Raw genomic sequence first — 18,321 nt, forward strand, 5'->3', positions numbered from 1 at the left:
CGGCGTCCGGCCGGGGCGGAATGTCCCCGGCACCGGGGCGAGGGAGCCGGGAGGCAGTGGTGAGCGGGATCGTGGTGCTGGGAGCGGGCGGCAGGGCCGGGCGGCGTGCGGTGGCGGAGGCGGTGCGCCGGGGCCACGAGGTCACGGCCGTGGTGCGCGACCCCGCCCGTGCCGGGGAACTGACGGGCTCTCCGGCGCGGATCGTGGCGGGCGATGTCACGGACGCGGCGCGTGTCGCGGAGCTGGGCGCCGGGCAGGACGCGCTGATCAGCGCGGCGGCGGTGTACGGTCCCGGGACGGATCCGGCCGCCTTCTTCGACGCCTCGACCCGGGCGCTGCTCGGGGCGGTCCGCGGCGACGGCCCGTCCCGGCTGGTGGTCGTCGGGTTGTCGGCGGTGCTGCCGGACCCCGAGGGGCGACCGCTGTACCTGTCGGCTGAGCCGGGGGACGTCCGGGAGTTCTGCCGGGCGCACGGGCGGGGCCTGGAGATCCTCCGGTCGGAGGGCACGGACGTGGACTGGCTGTACGCGAGCCCTGCGGGCGACTTCGACCACGGCGGCACGCGCACCGGCCGCTACCGGGTGGCGCCGGGTGCGGAGCCCGCCGACCGGATCTCCTACCAGGACCTCGCCGTGGCCCTGCTCGACGAGGTCGAGCGGCCCCGGCACCACCGCACGCACCTGGCCGTGGCCGGCGGCACGGAGGATGCCGGGGCCGGCGGCTGAGTCCGGCACCGGCGCCGCGTGCGTCAGGCTCCCGTCACCACACGCAGGGCGCGGCGCAGGTCGTCCGCCTGGTCGGCGAGGCCACGGCGCAGGGCGGGGTGGAGACCGTCGCCGGCGAGGCAGCGCTCCGTCAGGCCCACGGTCACCGCGTCCACGAAGCCGCGCGGGAACGCCGTCCTCGCGACCCCGGTGGCCAGGTAGTGCCCGCGCCGAGCGGCCAGGTCGACGGCGGCCGGGAAGTACCGTTCGACGTACGGGGCGAGCAGGTCGTGCTGCTCGGGCTGCCAGAACCCCTCGGCCGTCGCCGTGAACAGGTAGGTGGACAGCCGGTCGCCCGGCCCGAACATCGCCTCCCACGCTGCCGCCTTCGCCGCCGCGTCCGGCAGCGCGGCGCGGCAGCGCGCGGCGCCCTCCTGGCCGCTCGCGCCCGGGTCGCGGGCCAGCTCGGCGTCGATCTCGGCCGCGTCCGTCGCGCCGAGGACGGCGAGCCGGTGCAGGAGGTACCAGCGCAGCTCCGGGTCGAGGGCCGGGCCGCCGGGGACGGCGCCCGCGTCCCACCAGGAACGCAGTAGACCGGGGTGGGTTGCCGCGCCGATGGTGGTGCGGACGGCGATGAGGCGGCGGGCACCGTCGGGGTCGTCCGCCGTCGCGTCGATCAGGTCGCCGGCGACGGCCGTCAGGTCCGCGAGCGCCTCGGCCCGCCGGCCGAGCGGCACGTACCGGTCCGCGACCTGCTGTCTGGCGAAGGCGAGGACGGCCGACAGGACGGTGTCCGACGGCTCGTCCGGCAGGTTGCGCCGGACGGCGGCGAGGTAGGCGGCCGGGGGCAGCTCGCCGTCCCGCACCATGTCACGGGCGGCGCCCCACACCACGCCGCGCGTCAGCGGGTCGGCGAGGGTGGAGACGGTCTGCCGCGCGGTCTCCCACGAGATCGGGTCCAGCCTGACCTTGGCGTAGGTGAGGTCCCCCTCGTTCAGCACGACGAGGTCGGGGCGCCGGCCGGTGAAGGTGTGGCGGGCGACGCCCTCGCCGGCCGGGAGTTCGATCTCCGCCACGGCTCCCGAGGCCCGCGGCGCGACCCGGCCCTCCGACACGGCGTCCGCGTCGTACAGGCCGACCCGCAGCCGGTGCGGTCTGCCGCCGGTGTGCGCGATGTCGAGGTGCCAGGCGCCGTCCTCGGTCACGACCGACGGCGTGAGGGTGTCGGGGCCGCTGGTGCGCAGCCACGCGTCGGCCCAGGCGGGGACGGGCCGGCCGGAGGCGCGGGCCATGGCGTCGATGAAGTCGGCGAGCGTCGCGTTGCCGAACCGGTGGCGCGTGATGTGGTCGTTGACGCCGGCGAGGAAGTGTTCTTCCCCGAGCCAGGTGACGAGCTGCCGCAGGGCGGAGGCGCCCTTGGCGTAGGAGATGCCGTCGAAGTTGGTCCAGGCGGAGGCGGTGTCGGGCACGTCCTCGCCGCGCGGCGCGACGGGGTGGGTGGACGGCCGCTGGTCCGCCTCGTAGCCCCAGGGCTTGCGGCTCGCCGCGAACTCCGTCCACGGGGTGAAGCCGGTCGCCTCCGCGAGGACCTGGTAGCCCATGTACTCGGCGAACGACTCGTTCAGCCAGATGTCGTCCCACCAGCGGAGGGTCACCAGGTCGCCGAACCACATGTGGGCCATCTCGTGCGCGATGGTGACGCCCCGCAGCTCCCGCTGGGTCCCGGTGACGGCGGACCGGAAGACGTACTCGTCGCGGATCGTGACGAGACCGGGGTTCTCCATCGCGCCGGCGTTGAACTCGGGCACGAAAGCCTGGTTGTAGGAGTCGAACGGGTAGGGCTCGTCGAACAGTTCGCCGAAGCGGTCGAAGCAGCGCCGGGTGATGTCGAAGATCTCGTCGGCGTCCTTGTCGAGGTGCTCCGCGAGGGACCGGCGCACGTGGATGCCGAACGGGAGGCCGGCGTGCTCCGTGCGCACCGAGTGGTACGGCCCCGCCGCGACGGCCATGAGGTAGGTGCTGATGGGCGGCGTCGTCGCGCAGCGCCAGCGGCCCGGCTCGCCCGCGACGCGGGTGGCGACGCCGTTGCCGAGCACGGTCCATCCCTCCGGGGCGGTGACGGTGACGTCGAAGACGGCCTTGAGGTCGGGCTGGTCGAAGGAGGCGAAGACCTTGGTGCCCTCGGTCATGCAGCACATGCTGTAGAGGTACGTCAGGCCGTCCGCCGGGTCGGTGAACCGGTGCATGCCCTCGCCCGTGTGCGAGTACCGCATGGTCGCGCGAACGCGCAGCTCGTGCTCGCCCGCCGTGAGGCCGGTCAGCGGCAGGCGGCCGTCGGCGAGGACGGCGGGATCGAGGGCGCTGCCGTCGAGCTCGGCGGCGTGCAGCGTCACGGGGTGCAGCTCGGCGAAGGTGTCGCCGGGCCGCCGCGCGGTGAAGCGGATGACCGTCTCGGAGGCGAACGTCTCGTCGCCGCCGGTGAAGTCGAGGTCGACGGCGTAGCCGTGGACGTCGATGAGCTGGGCGCGCGCGGCGGCTTCGGCACGGGTGAGTGGGACCATGCGGATCATGCTGCCGCACGCCCCGTCCCGTCCGCAGCAGCGATTCGGTCACCAGGTCCGGTCGGGGTCCTCGGCGTAGCGGGCGATGGCGCGGCGGTACGCCGTGATACCGGGGTCGGCGCTGGTCTCGGCGAGGAGGGTGAGCAGGAGTCCGGTGGCCTCGGTGTGCCGGCCGGTGCTGTGGAGGGCGAGGGCGAGGAAGGTGCGCAGCGCGCCGTGGTCCGGGTACGCGGCGACGCCGGCGCGCAGGGTGGCCACGGCGTCGTCGTGGCGTCCGACGACCCGGTAGGTGCTGCCGAGACCGACGAGGGCGCCCTGGCGTTCGGCGTCGGTGAGCCCCTCGCCGGCGAGGGCGCGCTCGTAGTGGGGGACGGCCTCGCGCTCCAGGCCGAGGGCGTCGTGGACCCAGGCCGTCTGATAGGCGACCGTCGCGTCGTCCGGGTGGTCGGCGCGGAGGGCGAGGAGCAGGGTGCGCGCCTCCTCGTGTCGGCCGTCCTCACGTGCCCGTACGGCGCGTTCGAGCCGCTCGCCGAGGTCGTCCGCCTGGTCCCGGTGTCCGGTCATGCGGCGCATCGTCGCACGGTGGCCGGTGCCGCCCCGGGGCGGGGGCGGCACCGGCCGGTCAGGTGAGGGCGTCCCGCCGGGCCGCGACGACGGTGCCGCCGCCGGCGACCGCGAGCGCGCCGAGGACGGCGGCGAAGACGGTGGCCCCGGTGGCGAGTCCCGCGGCGTCGCTGAGGTAGCCGGCGGACACGGGCAGGACGGCGGCGAGCAGGTAACCGCCGGTGTTCAGCGCGGCGTTCGCCTCGGCGGCGCGGTCCGGCGGGACGGCGGAGCCCAGCAGCGTGAGTCCGCCGAGCTGTCCGAGTCCCTGTCCCGCGCCGGCGAGGACGGCGGTGGCGATCAGCGCGGCGGCGGACGCCGTGTGCGCCGCGGTGACGAGGGCCGCCATGCTCCCGGTGGTCGCGAGCGCGCCGGCGAGCAGGAGGGCGCGCCGCCCGAGCCGCCGGGCCGCGAACTGCGCCCCGGTCGCCGTGGCGAACATGAGGAAGGCCATCGCCCCGGCGACGGTCCGGTCGGTCGTGCCGAGCAGCCCGGCGAGCAGGGAGGGGCCGAGCGAGAGGACGAACGAGGTCGCCGTGATGCCCGGCGCGAAGACGGCGACGCCGAGGACGAGGCGGATCCGGTGCTCCCGGGGGACGGCGGGGAGGCGTATCCACGGCCCGTGCGCGGTGCGCGCGGGCCGCCGCGCCGGGAGCCGCAGGACCACGGCGGCCGCGCTCAGCAGCAGGACGGCCTCCACGGCGAAGACGGTCACGGTCGGCCCGGGCAGCGTCTCGGACAGGACGGCGGCGAGAAAGGGGCCGAGGCCCGCCCCGAAGACCATCGCGCACGACGCGAGCAGCGCCGCCGTGCGCCGCCGCCCCGGCCCCGCGACGTCCGCCACGGCCGCCATGCCCGCGGAGACGACGGCGCCGACCGCCACCCCGGTGAACAGGCGGGCGATCACGAGCGCGGCGACCGACGTCGCCGTGGCGAAGACGGCGCAGGCCGCCAGCGCGAGTGCCAGGGCGGGCAGCAGGACCGGCCGGCGTCCGAGGCGGTCCGACAGGACACCGCTGACCAGCAGCGATCCGAGGAGTCCGACGATGTAGAAGGCGAAGACGACGGTGAGGGTCCCCTTCGAGAAGCCGATGTCCCGCTGCCAGAGGACGTACAGCGGGGTGGCGGCGTTCGACAGCACGAAGACGGCGGCCACGGGCCAGGCGGCGAGCCAGATGCGGGCGGTGGCCGCGGGCGGCGGGGACGGCGGTGGTGTCGACGCGGTCACCGCTTCGGGTGGTGCGTTCCGGGTCCGGGGCACGGCTGATCTCCGTTCAGTTCGAGTCCGGCGTCGGGGTCCGGCAGTACGAATCGAGTCGTACAAGCATGCACTGTACGATGGAATACGTACAGCCCGTTCCCCGGACCCGAGGAGTGCCCCTTGCGACCGATCACGCTGCCGGAGCCGCCGGGGCTCCCCGCTCCGCTGCCCGAGCCGGACGTCGCGGACCTGCGCCTGGAGACGGTCCTCGGCGCGCTGAGCGACCCGCTCCGGCTGGGAATCGTGCGCAAACTGCTGCTGGAGCGCGAGCGGTTCGACCACCCCTGCGGCTGGTTCGGCATCGACCGGCCGAAGTCCTCGCTCACCCACCACTTCCGCGCCCTGCGCGACGCCGGCCTGATCCGGCAGCGCCAGTACGGTCTCGAACGGCGCAGCCACGTCCGGGTGGACGACCTCGACGCCCGTTTCCCCGGCCTCCTCGCCCTGGTCGCCGCCTGGACCGCGCCGGAAGCGTGACCACGCGCGCCGGCGCGCCCCCTCAGCCGGACTCGTCCTCCCCGCTCTCCGCCAGCCGCAGCGCCTCCTCGACCAGCGCGTCCACGATCCGGTGCTCCGGTACGGTCGCCACCACCCGGCCCTTCACGAAGATCTGCCCCTTGCCGTTCCCGGACGCGACGCCGATGTCCGCCTCCCGCGCCTCCCCCGGACCGTTGACGACGCACCCCATGACGGCGACCCGGAGCGGGTACGGGAAGTCCTCCAGCGCCGCCGTGACGCGGTCGGTGAGCGAGTAGACGTCCACCTGCGCCCGCCCGCAGGAGGGGCAGGAGACGATCTCCAGCCTGCGGGTCCGCAGACCCAGCGACTCCAGGATGCCGATGCCGACCTTGACCTCCTCGACGGGCGGCGCCGACAGCGACACCCGGATCGTGTCCCCGATCCCGTCGCCGAGCAGTTGCCCGAAGGCGACGGCCGACTTGATGGTCCCCTGCATCAGCGGCCCGGCCTCGGTGACGCCGAGGTGCAGCGGGTAGTCGCAGGCGGCGGCGAGGCGGCGGTAGGCGGCGACGACCGTGACCGGGTCGTGGTGCTTGACGCTGATCTTGATGTCGGTGAAGCCGTGCTCCTCGAACAGCGAGCACTCCCACAGCGCCGACTCCACCAGGGCCTCCGGTGTCGCACTGCCGTGCCGGGCCAGCAGCCGCGGGTCGAGCGAGCCCGCGTTGACCCCGATCCGGATGGGCACCCCGGCGCCGGCGGCGGCGCGCGCGATGTCGCGGACCTTGTCGTCGAACCGCCGGATGTTGCCCGGGTTGACGCGGACGGCGGCGCAGCCGGCGTCGATGGCGGCGAAGACGTACTTCGGCTGGAAGTGGATGTCGGCGACGACCGGGACGGCGGACTTCGCCGCGATCGCGGGCAGCGCGGCCGCGTCGTCCTGCGACGGCACGGCGACCCGTACGATCTGGCATCCCGCGGCGGTCAGTTCGGCGATCTGCTGGAGGGTGGCGTTCACATCGGCGGTGACGGTCGTGGTCATCGACTGCACGCTCACCGGCGCGTCGCCGCCCACCGGCACGCTGCCGACCCTGAGCTGACGGCTGACACGGCGGCGGGGCGCGGGAGCGGGGGGCATACCGAGGTCGGTGGGAGGCATCTCAGCTCCGGAGGTCGGCGTGGAACGGGCCGGGCCGTGCCCGGTACGGCGTCAGCACAGGTCGTCGTCCCACCACCAGGCGATCGTGGGGACGCGGGGCGGTGCCGCGGCCGGGTCGGCCGGGCGGTCGGCCCACTGGAAGCCGGCGGAGTCGTCGAGCGGGTCGGGCAGACGGCCCCGGCTCAGGTAGCGCGGCACCATCTGGCCCCACTCCGCGTTGCCGCGGATGCCGTGGCGCAGCCCGTCGAGGTAACTGCGCAGCTCCACGCTGCCGCGCGGCCTGACCCGGGCCATGAGCCGCAGGAAGCGGTGGAACACCAGGTCGCGGAGCGCCGACGCCGAAACCGCCGCCTCGGAGAGCGACTGGCCGTGCCGCCTGACGAGCACCGTGTAGATGTTCTGGCCGGTGTGCCCGCGCAGGACCTCCCGGCGGAAGGACTGGCGGTCGTTGTCGAGGGCGGCGACGCAGATCGCCATCTCGGTGAGCGCGCGGACGGCGGGACTCTCCATCTCCCGGGCCGGCACCTCCAGGCCCGAGGCCAGCTCCAGCATGGCGAACGTCGGCTCACCCCCGGAGGACAGCAGCCGCATCCCGAGGAACTCGTCCAGGTCGGGGATGCGGCCCGCCGCCTGGTTGCCGATCTACCAGGTCACACCCGACAGCCAGGCCCGGTGCGCGGCGCCGAACCGGCGGGCCTGGAGCGGCGTGCCGATGGCGCGGAACCCGGCGACGATCCGCTGCAGGGGCGGGATGAGCCGCTCGCCGCCGGCCGCGGCCGTCGGCCCCTCGACGGCCCGCTGGACCCGTCCGGCCAGGGCGGCGAACCGGTCGGGGCGGTCGCTCAGCGGCCCGTTGTCGCAGCGGGCGTCGTCGAACGCGAATCCCCAGTAGACCCACAGGGCGGTCGCGAGCAGCCGGTCGTCGTCGGCGAACGGAGCGAAGCGGCCGTAGAAGTTGACGCTGTGGGTGGCGATGACCCACCGGCACTCGGTGTCGTCCGCGCACATCCCCGACGCGCGGATCCAGTCGTCCGCCCGGCGTTCCACCGCGTGGACACGGGGATGGACGGCCGGTTCGAGGGGGCAGTAGATCGGCGGCAGTTCGATCTCGGTGTCGGGCGTGATCAAGGGTGACCTCCCGAGGCGGTCGTCTCCCGTGTTCTCCCTGAGAGGCTCGGCGCCGGATCCGCCCGCCATGCGCCGTTATGCGGCTCTTCACCCGATCGGGGAAGCGTGCGCGCCGCCCCCACTGTCGTCCCCCTCCCGGGGGAAACCACGTGGCGTCCTTGCCAGCGCCGGACGGGGTCCCCTCCAATCGAAGGGACCGCCCGGCGCACGATCGGCCGGATCCGGTGACCCAGGAGAGGGGCCGTCAGGTGCCTGCGACCGCAACCTCTGTCGACAACGCTCCGGCCGCCGAACACATCCTCGACCGCTGCCGCGGCCTCGTCCGCCCGGCCCTCACCGAATCCCTGGCCCGGCTGCATCCCGCGACCCGGCGGGCCGCGGCGTACGCGTGCGGCCTCGGCTGCCATCCGGACGGCTCCCCGCCGCCACGCGCGGGGAAGGGAGTGCGCCAGGCGTACGCCGTCCTCGCGGGCGAGGCCGTGGGCGGCACGGGCGCGTCGGCCGTGCCCGCCGCCGTCGCCGTGGAACTGCTGCACACCTTCAGCCTGGTGCACGACGACATCATGGACCGCGACGAGGAACGCCGGCACCGTCCCGCCGTGTGGGAGACGTTCGGCACGGGTCCGGCCGTCCTCACCGGGGACGCGCTGCAGGCGCTCGCCCTCGAGGTCGTCAGCGACGCGGCGGGCGACCGCACGCCGCACGCGGTGCGGCTCCTGTGCGGCGCGCTGTCCGGGCTGATGCGCGGGCAGGCACAGGACCTCGAGTTCGAGCGGCGGCCGTTCGACGGCTCGGGAGCGGTCCTGATCGAGGAGTACCGGGCGATGGCGATCGGGAAGACCGGCGCCCTCTTCGGTCGCGCCGCGGGCTCGGCGCGCTCCTCGCCGGCGGGACGCCCCGCATGGTCGGGGCGTTCACCGAGGCCGGGCGCCTCCTCGGTCTCGCGTTCCAGGCCGTGGACGACCTGCTGGGCATCTGGGGCGACCCGCGCAGCACCGGCAAGCCCGCCGGGAGCGACCTGCGCAGCCGCAAGAGGACGCTGCCCGTCGTCATGACGCTCACCGGCGACACGGCGGCCGCCCGGCACCTCGCCGGCCTGCTCGGGGAGCCGGGCGAGATGACGGAGGAACGCACCCGCCGGGCGGCGGCCGTGATCGAGGAGGCCGGCGGACGGTCCCGCACCCTGGCCGAAGGGCGCCGTTGCCTCGCCCTCGCGCGGGAGACACTGCTCGATGTCCCGCTGCGTCCCCGCACATGGCGGGAGCTGACCGCGGTGTCCGACTACCTCGTGGGCCGCACCCGCTGACCACGCGGCGGTCCCGGGCGGTTCAGCCCGTGCCCGACCCGGCGCGGAACACGGAACGGCCCCCCGACAGGTCCCGCAGGAGCCCCCGCAACTGGCCGGGCATCACGGGGACCCCGAGCAGCACCTCCATCGCGGTACGCGCCAACTGCTCCGTGGACACGGTCTCGCGCGCGAGGGCGCGCAGGACGGTGCCCAGCTCCTCCTTGAAGATGTCGACGATCGACAGCTCCGGCGCGAGGCAGCGGACCGACCCCTCGATGTTCCCGAACGCCTTGCCGAGAATGGAGATCGCCGGGTTCGTGGCGATGCCGCGGCGCGTGGAGCAGGTGAGGATACGGGTCAGGGTGACGCCGAAGTCCAGGCTCTCCAGGGAGGCGTCGGCGATGCGGGGCACCAGAGTCGCCATGTCGGCCTCGAAGGCCGCGGGCTGCGCCCAGGGGGTGGCCTGTCCCAGCTCCGACCACGCCGCCGCGAGGCCGTGGCCGTCGTTCTGCGCGAGATTCAGCAGGATGAGGACGAGCAGCATGCTCGTCCTGCGGTCGACGCGGCCGACCATGCCCCAGTCGATCACCGTGGCGGGCAGACCGGGAGCGACGAAGGTGTTGCCCGGGTGGGGGTCCGCGTGGAAGAAGCGGTTGATGAAGAAGCCGCGGTAGAGGAACGACAGCAGCTCCCGGCCGATCGCCGCCCGCTCCTGCCGCCCGAACGCCGCCGGATCCGCCTGGTTGATCGACACGCCGGGCGCCAGGGACTGCACCATCGCCCGGGGCTTGACCAGGTGCACGTCGGGGACGGTGAGATGCTCGAAATCGGCGACCAGCCCCTGGGCGCGCCGCATGTTGCGCGCCTCGTTGGTGAAGTCCAGCTCGGGCTGCATCGCGTCGAAGATGACGCCGAGCATGGCATCGGCGTCGATGACCGAGGAGAAGCGGGGAGCGGCCCGGCCGACGAGGCGGGCCGCCCTGCGCATCAGGGCCATGTCCTGGAGGACGACGTCCTGCACACCGGGTCGCTGGATCTTCACCACGGCGGCCCGGCCGGAAGGCAGGGTCGCGCGGTAGACCTGTGCCAGGGAGGCGGCACCCAGCGGCTTGCCCGTGTCGATGTCCGAGAACCGCGCCGTCCAGTCGTCGCCGAACTCGGCCCGGAGCACCGGCTCGAAGTGGGCGAACGGCAGGATGTCCACACGGTCGTGCAGCTTGGCCAGCTCCGGAATGACGGAGGCCGGGACGATGTCGGGCCGCGTGGACAGGATCTGCCCCACCTTGATCCAGAAGGGGCCGAGCCGCTCCAGCGACTCACGGATTGCGACGGCCCGTTCCTCCTGGCGCGCCGACCCGCCGGCACCCCGTCGCGGCCCGAGGACCTGCCTGATCTCCCCCGTGAGGAGATCGCCCAGCACACGGGTGACCGTGCGCAGCCGAGCAGCGCTCAAGTCCGGGCCGCCTCATGAGGGTGGGTGGGGGACCGTCAGGACCTGGCGTCCTCGGCGACCTCGGAGTTGACCGAGCGGATCAGGGCCGTGAGGGTCTCCACCCGGTCCACCAGTTCGTCCCAGCGCGCCGCGTCACGGGCACGCTCCCGATCGCGCTCGTGCCAGCGCCTGTCCCGGTCGTGCCGGTCGCGGTCACGGTCGTGCCGGTCACGGTCGTGATCGCGGTCCCAGTGCCGGTCGCGGTCACGGTCGCGGTCCCCGTCGTGGTGGTCGCGGTGGTCGTGCCGGTCCCGGTCCCAGTGCCGGTCGCGCTCACGCCGGTCGCGGTACCTGCCGTGGTCGATGACCTCGTCGAAGGCTTCCTTGATCTCGTCGGCGACACCGCCGACGAGATCCCGCATCGTGTCGCTGAGACTCTTGGCCATGTCCTCTGCTCCATTCAGCCCGTGCGCAGACGATTCCCACGACAGGAGCAGCGGTACGAAGCGGACAAGAGGCGCCTAATAGGACAGATTTACACACTTGCGACCGGTGTGGTGGGCGCACCCCTGTCCACCGGTGCGGGCAGGACCGTCAGGTCGGCCGCGTGGTCCGCCAGCCAGGCGAGGACCGCGCCGTGCTCCGCCGGCGTCGCGCCGCACATGTCGGCGGTCTCCGTCAGGACACCCGTGACCTGGTGCGTCAGGACGAGTTCCCTGATGCTGCGCCAGCCCGGCCGCTCCTCGACCGGCGACGCCGGATCGACCAGGTCCACGACCGTGCCGGTGACGCGGATGCCGCGCTCCCGCGCGTACGCCTCGAGCCGCGCCACCTCCGCCTCCCGGGGCGGCCCGGGAACGCAGAGATAGAGGACGACGGCCGGGCGGCGGCGCAGTCCGGACGCGGCGTCTGCGATACGGCGGCGGCGTTCCCTCTCGGCACGGGGCACCGTGCCCTCCTTCGCTCGGCGGCTCCGCGGACGGCGGACCCTCGGGAGGACATTGTGACCGATCACTCACGCGCCGCGACGCGGTGGCGCGCGCCGGACGCTCAGCCCGCGCCGCCCTCCCCCGCCGCCGGACGGCGGCCCGCCAGCGTCTCGTGGTGGCGGATCACCTCGGCGATGACGAAGTTCAGCAGCTTCTCCGCGAACGCCGGGTCCAGCTTGGCGTTCTCGGCGAGCTGGCGCAGCCGCGCGATCTGGCGCGCCTCACGCGCCGGGTCGGCGGCCGGCAGGGCGTGCTCCGCCTTCAGACGCCCCACCTTCTGCGTGCACTTGAACCGTTCGGCGAGCATGTGGACGACGGCGGCGTCGATGTTGTCGATGCTGTCACGCAGCGCGGACAGCTCCGCGGACACGGACTCGTCGAGATCGGTACTGCTGTTCATGGGTCCACCCTATGCGGCCCGCGCACCGGCGTGGCGGCCGCGGCAGGAACGGGCGCGGGACAGCACGACGCCCGCCCTCACGGTCGGGGAAGGGCGGGCGTCGATGTGTCCGCACGGCTCTGTACGGCACGCTGGGGGTCGCCCCCGGCCGGTCAGACCGCCAGGGCGCGGTCGGTCGGCCGGACCGGGTACGGCAGGGTGGACTCGCCGGTCAGGTAACGGTCCACACCGCGGGCGGCGGCGCGCCCCTCGGCGATGGCCCACACGATCAGCGACTGGCCGCGTCCGGCGTCACCGGCGACGAAGACACCGTCCACGTTGGTGGCGTAGGAGGCGTCCCGCGCGACATTGCCGCGCGCGTCCAGTTCGAGACCGAACTGCTGCACCAGGCCGTTCTCCTGGTCGGTGCCGGTGAAGCCCATCGCCAGCGTGACGAGCTGCGCCGGGATCTTCCGCTCGGTGCCGGGCAGCGGCGTCAGCTTCCCGTCCACGAACTCGACCTCGACCAGGTGCAGCCACTGGACGTTGCCGTCCTCGTCGCCCTCGAAGTGCGTGGTCGACACGGAGTAGACCCGCTCGCCGCCCTCCTCGTGCGCCGAGGTGACCTTGAAGGTCATCGGCATCGTCGGCCACGGCTGGTGCGCGGGCCGGTCGGTACCCGGCTGCGGCATGATCTCCAGCTGCGTGACGGACGCGGCGCCCTGCCGGTGCGCGGTGCCGACGCAGTCGGCGCCGGTGTCGCCGCCGCCGATGACGACCACGTGCTTGCCCTCGGCGGTGATCGGCGAGGAGACGAGGTCGCCCTCCTGCACCTTGTTGGAGAGCGGCAGGTACTCCATCGCCTGGTGCACGCCGTTCAGCTCGCGGCCGGGGACGGGCAGGTCGCGCGCGGTGGTGGCGCCGGCCGCGATGACGACCGCGTCGTACCGCTTGCGCAGCCTGGCGGCGTCGATGTCACGGCCGATCTCCACGCCGGTGCGGAACTTGGTGCCCTCGGCCCGCATCTGCTCGATGCGGCGGTTCAGATGCCGCTTCTCCATCTTGAACGCCGGGATGCCGTAGCGCAGCAGACCGCCGATCCGGTCCGCGCGCTCGTACACGGCGACGGTGTGGCCCGCGCGCGTGAGCTGCTGCGCGGCGGCGAGCCCCGAGGGACCCGAGCCGATGACGGCCACCGTCTTGCCGGACAGGCGCTGGGGCGGCTGCGGGGTGACCGCGCCGGCCTCCCACGCCTTGTCGATGATGGTGACCTCGACGTTCTTGATGGTCACCGGCGGCTGGTTGATGCCGAGCACGCACGCCGACTCGCAGGGCGCCGGGCACAGGCGCCCGGTGAACTCGGGGAAGTTGTTCGTCGCGTGCAGCCGCTCGCTGGCCGCGGCCCAGTCCCCGCGGTACGCGTAGTCGTTCCACTCGGGGATGAGGTTGCCGAGCGGACAGCCGTTGTGGCAGAACGGCACGCCGCAGTCCATGCAGCGGCCGGCCTGCTTGCTGATGACGGGCAGCAGCGAACCGGGGACGTAGACCTCGTTCCAGTCGCGCACGCGCTCCTCGACGGGACGGGACGCGGCGGTCTCGCGCGCGGTGGTGAGAAAGCCCTTCGGGTCAGCCATGGGACGCCGCCTCCATCATCTTCTCGTGGGTCTCGGACTCGGAGAGTCCGGCCCGCTCGGCGGCGTCCTTGGCGGCGAGCACGGCCTTGTAGGTGGTGGGCATGATCTTGCTGAAGCGGGTGACCGCGGTCTCCCAGTCCGCCAGCAGCCCGGCGGCGACGGTCGACCCCGTCTCGTCCGCGTGGCGGCGCACCACCTCGTGCAGCCACGCGCGGTCGCCGTCGTCGAGCTCCTCGACGGCGACCATGCCGGTGTTGACGTTCGCCGGGTCGAGGTCGATCAGGTAGGCGGTGCCGCCGGACATGCCGGCCGCGAAGTTCCGCCCCGTGGCGCCGAGCACGACGGCCTGTCCGCCGGTCATGTACTCGCAGCCGTGGTCCCCGACGCCCTCGGCGACGACCAGCGCGCCCGAGTTGCGGACGCAGAACCGCTCGCCGACCCGGCCGCGCAGGAACACCTCGCCGCCGGTCGCCCCGTACGCGATGGTGTTGCCCGCGATCGTGGAGAACTCCGGCAGGTGGTCGGCGCCCCGGTCGGGACGCACCACGAGCCGGCCGCCGGAGAGGCCCTTGCCGACGTAGTCGTTGGCGTCGCCCTCCAGGCGCAGGGTCACGCCGCGCGGCACGAAGGCGCCGAACGACTGGCCCGCCGAGCCGGTGAACGTGATGTCGATGGTGTCGTCCGGCAGTCCCGCGCCGCCGAACCGCTTCGTCACCTCGTGCCCCAGCATGGTGCCGACGGTCCGGTTGATGTTGCGGACGGCGACCTGGGCGCGGACCGGGTGGGCCGCCTCGGCCGCCTCGGCCGACAGGGCGTCGGCCGCGAGCCGGATCAGCTCGTTGTCCAGCGCCTTGGCCAGCCCGTGGTCCTGCTCGGTGGTGCGGTGCCGGGCGGTGCCCCCGGGCAGCTCGGGGACGTACAGCAGCGGGGCGAGGTCCAGACCCTGCGCCTTCCAGTGGTCGACGGCCCGGGTGACGTCCAGCAGCTCGGCGTGGCCGACGGCCTCCTCCAGGGTGCGGAAGCCCAGCTCGGCGAGCAGCTCCCTGACCTCCTCGGCGATGAACTCGAAGAAGTTCACGACGAACTCGGGCTTGCCCGAGAAGCGCTCGCGCAGCACCGGGTTCTGCGTGGCGATGCCGACCGGGCAGGTGTCCAGGTGGCACACCCGCATGAGGATGCAGCCGGAGACGACGAGCGGCGCGGTCGCGAAGCCGAACTCCTCGGCGCCGAGCAGCGCGGCGATGACGACGTCGCGCCCCGTCTTCAGCTGGCCGTCGGTCTGGACGACGATGCGGTCGCGCAGCCCGTTGAGCAGCAGCGTCTGCTGGGTCTCGGCGAGGCCGAGCTCCCAGGGGCCGCCCGCGTGCTTGAGCGAGGTGAGCGGCGAGGCGCCGGTGCCGCCGTCGTGGCCCGAGATCAGCACCACGTCGGCGTGCGCCTTCGACACACCGGCGGCGACGGTGCCGACACCGACCTCGGAGACTAGCTTCACGTGGATGCGGGCCGCCGGGTTGGCGTTCTTCAGGTCGTGGATGAGCTGCGCCAGGTCCTCGATCGAGTAGATGTCGTGGTGCGGCGGCGGCGAGATCAGGCCGACGCCCGGCGTGGAGTGCCGGGTCTTCGCGACCCACGGGTAGACCTTGTGGCCGGGGAGCTGGCCGCCCTCGCCGGGCTTTGCGCCCTGGGCCATCTTGATCTGGATGTCGTCCGCGTTGACCAGGTACTCGCTGGTGACGCCGAACCGGCCGGACGCGACCTGCTTGATCGCGCTGCGGCGGCGCGGGTCCACCAGGCGGTCGGAGTCCTCGCCGCCCTCACCGGTGTTCGACTTGCCGCCGAGCTGGTTCATGGCGATGGCGAGCGTCTCGTGGGCCTCCTTGGAGATGGAGCCGTAGCTCATCGCGCCGGTGGAGAACCGCTTGACGATCTCGGCGACCGGCTCGACCTCCTCGATCGGCACGGGCGCCCGCTCGCCGTCACGCAGCCGGAACAGGCCGCGCAGCGTCATCAGGCGCTCCGACTGCTCGTTCACGCGCGACGTGTACTGGCGGAAGATGTCGTAGCGCCGCTGCCGCGTCGAGTGCTGGAGGCGGAAGACGGTCTCCGGGTCGAACAGGTGCGGCTCGCCCTCGCGCCGCCACTGGTACTCGCCGCCGATCTCCAGGTTCCGGTGCGCGGGGGCGACGCCGGAGGCCGGGTACGCCTTGGCGTGACGGGCGGCGACCTCGCGGGCGATCACGTCGAGGCCGGCGCCGCCGATCTTGGTGGTGGTGCCGTGGAAGTAGGCGTCGACGAAGCCCTCGTCGAGGCCGACGGCCTCGAAGACCTGGGCGCCGCGGTAGGAGGCGACCGTGGAGATGCCCATCTTGGACATGACCTTGAGGACGCCCTTGCCGAGGGCCTTGATGAGGTTGCGGATGGCGTCGTTCGCCTCGATGCCGGGCAGGTAGGTGCCGCGGGCGACGAGGTCCTCGACGGACTCCATGGCGAGGTACGGGTTGACGGCGGCGGCGCCGTACCCGACGAGCAGGGCCACGTGGTGGACCTCGCGCACGTCGCCGGCCTCGACGAGCAGACCGACCTGCGTCCGCTGCTTGGTGCGGATGAGGTGGTGGTGCACGGAGGAGGTCAGCAGCAGCGACGGGATGGGCGCGTGCTCGGCGTCGGAGTGGCGGTCGGACAGCACGATGATGCGGGCGCCGTCGGCGATGGCCGCGTCCACCTCGGCGCTGATGTCGGCCAGCCGCTGGGCCAGCGCCTCGCCGCCGCCGCCGACGCGGTAGAGGCCGGAGATGGTCGCGGCGGCGAAACCGGGCAGGTCGCCGTCCGCGTTGATGTGGATGAGCTTGGCCAGCTCGTCGTTGTCGATCACCGGGAACGGCAGCGTCACGGTGCGGCAGGACGCGGGTCCTGCCGCGAGCAGGTTGCCCTGGGGGCCGAGGGCGGAGCGCAGGGAGGTGACCAGCTCCTCGCGGATCGCGTCCAGCGGCGGATTCGTGACCTGCGCGAAGAGCTGGGTGAAGTAGTCGAAGATCAGCCGCGGACGGTCGGAGAGCGCCGCGATGGGGCTGTCGGTGCCCATCGAGCCGATGGGCTCGGCGCCGGTGCGGGCCATCGGCGTGAGCAGGACGCGCAGCTCCTCCTCCGTGTAGCCGAAGGTCTGCTGGCGGCGCGTGACGGACGCGTGGGTGTGGACGACGTGCTCGCGCTCGGGCAGGTCGGCCAGCTCGATGACACCGGCGTCAAGCCACTCGCCGTACGGGTGCTCGGCGGCCAGCGCGTCCTTGATCTCGTCGTCCTCGATGATGCGCCGCTCGGCGGTGTCGACGAGGAACATACGGCCCGGCTGGAGGCGGCCCTTGCGCACGATGCGGGCGGGGTCGATGTCGAGGACGCCGACCTCGGAGGACAGCACGACGAGGCCGTCGTCGGTGACCCAGTAGCGGCCGGGACGCAGACCGTTGCGGTCGAGGACGGCGCCGACCTGCGTGCCGTCGCTGAACGCGACACAGGCGGGGCCGTCCCAGGGCTCCATGATCGTGGAGTGGAAGCGGTAGAACGCGCGGCGGGCCGGGTCCATCGACGTGTGGTTCTCCCACGCCTCGGGCACCATCATCAGCACCGAGTGCGGCAGGGAGCGGCCGCCGAGGTGCAGCAGTTCGAGGACCTCGTCGAAGCTCGCGGAGTCGGACGCGTCGGGCGTGCAGACGGGGAAGACCTTCTCGAGCTGGTCCGGGCCGCCGAACAGGTCGCTCATGAGCTGCGACTCGCGGGCGCGCATCCAGTTGCGGTTGCCCCTGACGGTGTTGATCTCGCCGTTGTGGGCGACGAACCGGTAGGGGTGTGCGAGCGGCCAGCTCGGGAACGTGTTGGTGGAGAAGCGGGAGTGCACGAGGGCGATGGCGCTGGTCAGCCGCCGGTCGGAGAGGTCCGGGAAGAACGGCTCGAGCTGCCCTGTGGTGAGCATGCCCTTGTAGACGAGCGTGCGCGCGGAGAGCGACGGGAAGTAGACGCCGACCTCGCGCTCGGCCCGCTTGCGCAGCACGAAGACGAGCCGGTCGAGGTCGAGGCCGGTCCGCTCGCCGGCGGCGTCTGCGACGAACAGGTGGCGGAACGACGGCATCGTCTCGCGGGCCGCGGCGCCGAGGAGCTGCGGGGCGACGGGCACCTCGCGCCAGCCGAGGACGGTGAGGCCCTGCTCGGCCGCAATGGCCTCGATCCGGGCGGTCGCGGCGTCGGCGCCGGGGGCGTCGGCCGGGAGGAACGCCATGCCGACCGCATAGGCGCCGGCCGCGGGCAGTGCGAAGGGCACGGCCTCGCGGAGGAAGGCGTCCGGCACCTGCAGGAGGATGCCGGCTCCGTCGCCGGTGTCCGGATCGGACCCGGTGGCGCCGCGGTGTTCGAGGTTCCGCAGGACGGTCAGCGCCTGATCGACCAGCTCATGGCCGGCCTCGCCGGTGAGCGTCGCGACGAAGCCGACACCGCAGGCGTCGTGCTCGTCACGAGGGTCGTACATACCCTGTCGAACCGGGTGGGACGCGGAACGCATCGGCTCTCCCGTCGTCGTCTTGGCTTGTTGCTTGGCTCCGAGGGACGACGTTGGCCCTGGTTCATGCGTAAATTTTCGTGCAGGTTACACGATGTCCCGGTTCCCGGGAAGCGGATACTGGGGTCCGCCATACGGACTCGCGGCTGCGTCGCCGTGCCGGAATGGGCGGTTGTGC

The 18,321-nt window shown here is 73.4% G+C and carries 15 protein-coding genes and 1 pseudogene; 4 read left to right on the forward strand and 12 right to left on the reverse strand.

What is annotated here, in order from left to right; all coding sequences use genetic code 11:
* Positions 1 to 59 precede the first annotated feature (59 nt).
* Positions 60 to 725: an NAD(P)H-binding protein gene (locus EMA09_RS04665; RefSeq protein ID WP_129839160.1), complete on the forward strand. Its 666-nt coding sequence runs from the start codon at positions 60 to 62 to the stop codon at positions 723 to 725.
* A gap of 23 nt (positions 726 to 748) precedes the next feature.
* On the opposite strand, the gene pepN is transcribed toward EMA09_RS04665, so the two are convergent.
* The 3 genes from pepN to EMA09_RS04680 are packed head-to-tail and all read right to left on the reverse strand — an operon-like array spanning position 749 to position 5,096.
* Positions 749 to 3,265, reverse strand: a complete 2,517-nt coding sequence (pepN, locus tag EMA09_RS04670; protein ID WP_129839162.1) for an aminopeptidase N — start codon at positions 3,263 to 3,265, stop codon at positions 749 to 751.
* Between the two features lie 48 nt (positions 3,266 to 3,313).
* The gene (locus EMA09_RS04675; protein ID WP_240796229.1) at positions 3,314 to 3,829 is read right to left on the reverse strand and encodes a tetratricopeptide repeat protein; all 516 of its coding nucleotides are present in this window, start codon (positions 3,827 to 3,829) and stop codon (positions 3,314 to 3,316) included.
* Between the two features lie 58 nt (positions 3,830 to 3,887).
* Positions 3,888 to 5,096, reverse strand: a complete 1,209-nt coding sequence (locus tag EMA09_RS04680; protein WP_168220831.1) for an MFS transporter — start codon at positions 5,094 to 5,096, stop codon at positions 3,888 to 3,890.
* Between the two features lie 153 nt (positions 5,097 to 5,249).
* Between EMA09_RS04680 and EMA09_RS04685 the strand changes: the two genes are divergently transcribed.
* On the forward strand, positions 5,250 to 5,606 hold the full coding sequence (locus tag EMA09_RS04685) for a helix-turn-helix domain-containing protein (protein ID WP_206305899.1): 357 nt from the start codon (positions 5,250 to 5,252) through the stop codon (positions 5,604 to 5,606).
* Between the two features lie 22 nt (positions 5,607 to 5,628).
* Here the strand turns inward: EMA09_RS04685 and ispG are convergent, their stop codons facing one another.
* From ispG to EMA09_RS04700, 3 genes are read right to left on the reverse strand one after another with little or no spacing between them, the layout of a single operon-like run.
* Entirely contained in the window at positions 5,629 to 6,747 is a 1,119-nt protein-coding gene (gene ispG / locus EMA09_RS04690; protein WP_129839169.1) for a flavodoxin-dependent (E)-4-hydroxy-3-methylbut-2-enyl-diphosphate synthase, read from the reverse strand.
* A gap of 51 nt (positions 6,748 to 6,798) precedes the next feature.
* On the reverse strand, positions 6,799 to 7,389 hold the full coding sequence (locus tag EMA09_RS04695) for a terpene synthase family protein (protein WP_276324211.1): 591 nt from the start codon (positions 7,387 to 7,389) through the stop codon (positions 6,799 to 6,801).
* Complete coding sequence (locus EMA09_RS04700) at positions 7,390 to 7,875, reverse strand: hypothetical protein (protein ID WP_129839173.1); 486 nt, start codon at positions 7,873 to 7,875, stop codon at positions 7,390 to 7,392.
* Positions 7,876 to 7,952: 77 nt separating this feature from the next.
* Between EMA09_RS04700 and EMA09_RS29415 the strand changes: the two are divergent.
* Both EMA09_RS29415 and EMA09_RS29420 read left to right on the forward strand, forming a co-directional pair.
* Positions 7,953 to 8,681, forward strand: a pseudogene (locus EMA09_RS29415) (polyprenyl synthetase family protein); the annotation flags it as partial.
* 95 nt (positions 8,682 to 8,776) lie between these two features.
* Positions 8,777 to 9,181 carry a polyprenyl synthetase family protein gene (locus tag EMA09_RS29420; RefSeq protein WP_346655805.1) on the forward strand — a complete coding sequence of 135 codons (405 nt, stop codon included), beginning with the start codon at positions 8,777 to 8,779 and terminating at the stop codon, positions 9,179 to 9,181.
* A 22-nt stretch (positions 9,182 to 9,203) separates the two neighbouring features.
* Here the strand turns inward: EMA09_RS29420 and EMA09_RS04710 are convergent, their stop codons facing one another.
* The 6 genes from EMA09_RS04710 to gltB form a co-directional block, all read right to left on the reverse strand.
* Complete coding sequence (locus tag EMA09_RS04710; protein WP_206305900.1) at positions 9,204 to 10,616, reverse strand: AarF/UbiB family protein; 1,413 nt, start codon at positions 10,614 to 10,616, stop codon at positions 9,204 to 9,206.
* A 35-nt stretch (positions 10,617 to 10,651) separates the two neighbouring features.
* Positions 10,652 to 11,041 carry a hypothetical protein gene (locus EMA09_RS04715; RefSeq protein WP_168220636.1) on the reverse strand — a complete coding sequence of 130 codons (390 nt, stop codon included), beginning with the start codon at positions 11,039 to 11,041 and terminating at the stop codon, positions 10,652 to 10,654.
* 89 nt (positions 11,042 to 11,130) lie between these two features.
* On the reverse strand, positions 11,131 to 11,544 hold the full coding sequence (locus EMA09_RS04720) for a hypothetical protein (protein ID WP_129839177.1): 414 nt from the start codon (positions 11,542 to 11,544) through the stop codon (positions 11,131 to 11,133).
* A 101-nt stretch (positions 11,545 to 11,645) separates the two neighbouring features.
* On the reverse strand, positions 11,646 to 11,984 hold the full coding sequence (locus EMA09_RS04725; protein ID WP_129839179.1) for a chorismate mutase: 339 nt from the start codon (positions 11,982 to 11,984) through the stop codon (positions 11,646 to 11,648).
* A gap of 152 nt (positions 11,985 to 12,136) precedes the next feature.
* The gene (locus EMA09_RS04730; RefSeq protein WP_129839181.1) at positions 12,137 to 13,597 is read right to left on the reverse strand and encodes a glutamate synthase subunit beta; all 1,461 of its coding nucleotides are present in this window, start codon (positions 13,595 to 13,597) and stop codon (positions 12,137 to 12,139) included.
* The gene (gltB, locus tag EMA09_RS04735; RefSeq protein WP_129839183.1) at positions 13,590 to 18,113 is read right to left on the reverse strand and encodes a glutamate synthase large subunit; all 4,524 of its coding nucleotides are present in this window, start codon (positions 18,111 to 18,113) and stop codon (positions 13,590 to 13,592) included. The genes EMA09_RS04730 and gltB overlap by 8 nt, the downstream gene beginning before the upstream one ends.
* Between the last annotated feature and the right edge of the window lie 208 nt (positions 18,114 to 18,321).

Origin of the sequence: Streptomyces sp. RFCAC02 (assembly GCF_004193175.1) — a bacterium.
Lineage (GTDB): Bacteria > Actinomycetota > Actinomycetes > Streptomycetales > Streptomycetaceae > Streptomyces.

Bases quoted from the DNA above. Each gene is read 5' to 3' on its own strand.
- gltB (WP_129839183.1), bottom strand. From the start codon at position 18,113: ATGTACGACCCTCGTGACGAGCACGACGCCTGCGGTGTCGGCTTCGTC.
- EMA09_RS04725 (WP_129839179.1), bottom strand. From the start codon at position 11,984: ATGAACAGCAGTACCGATCTCGACGAGTCCGTGTCCGCGGAGCTGTCC.
- EMA09_RS04730 (WP_129839181.1), bottom strand. From the start codon at position 13,597: ATGGCTGACCCGAAGGGCTTTCTCACCACCGCGCGCGAGACCGCCGCG.
- EMA09_RS04715 (WP_168220636.1), bottom strand. From the start codon at position 11,041: ATGGCCAAGAGTCTCAGCGACACGATGCGGGATCTCGTCGGCGGTGTC.
- EMA09_RS29420 (WP_346655805.1), top strand. From the start codon at position 8,777: ATGGTCGGGGCGTTCACCGAGGCCGGGCGCCTCCTCGGTCTCGCGTTC.
- ispG (WP_129839169.1), bottom strand. From the start codon at position 6,747: ATGCCTCCCACCGACCTCGGTATGCCCCCCGCTCCCGCGCCCCGCCGC.
- pepN (WP_129839162.1), bottom strand. From the start codon at position 3,265: ATGGTCCCACTCACCCGTGCCGAAGCCGCCGCGCGCGCCCAGCTCATC.
- EMA09_RS04675 (WP_240796229.1), bottom strand. From the start codon at position 3,829: ATGACCGGACACCGGGACCAGGCGGACGACCTCGGCGAGCGGCTCGAA.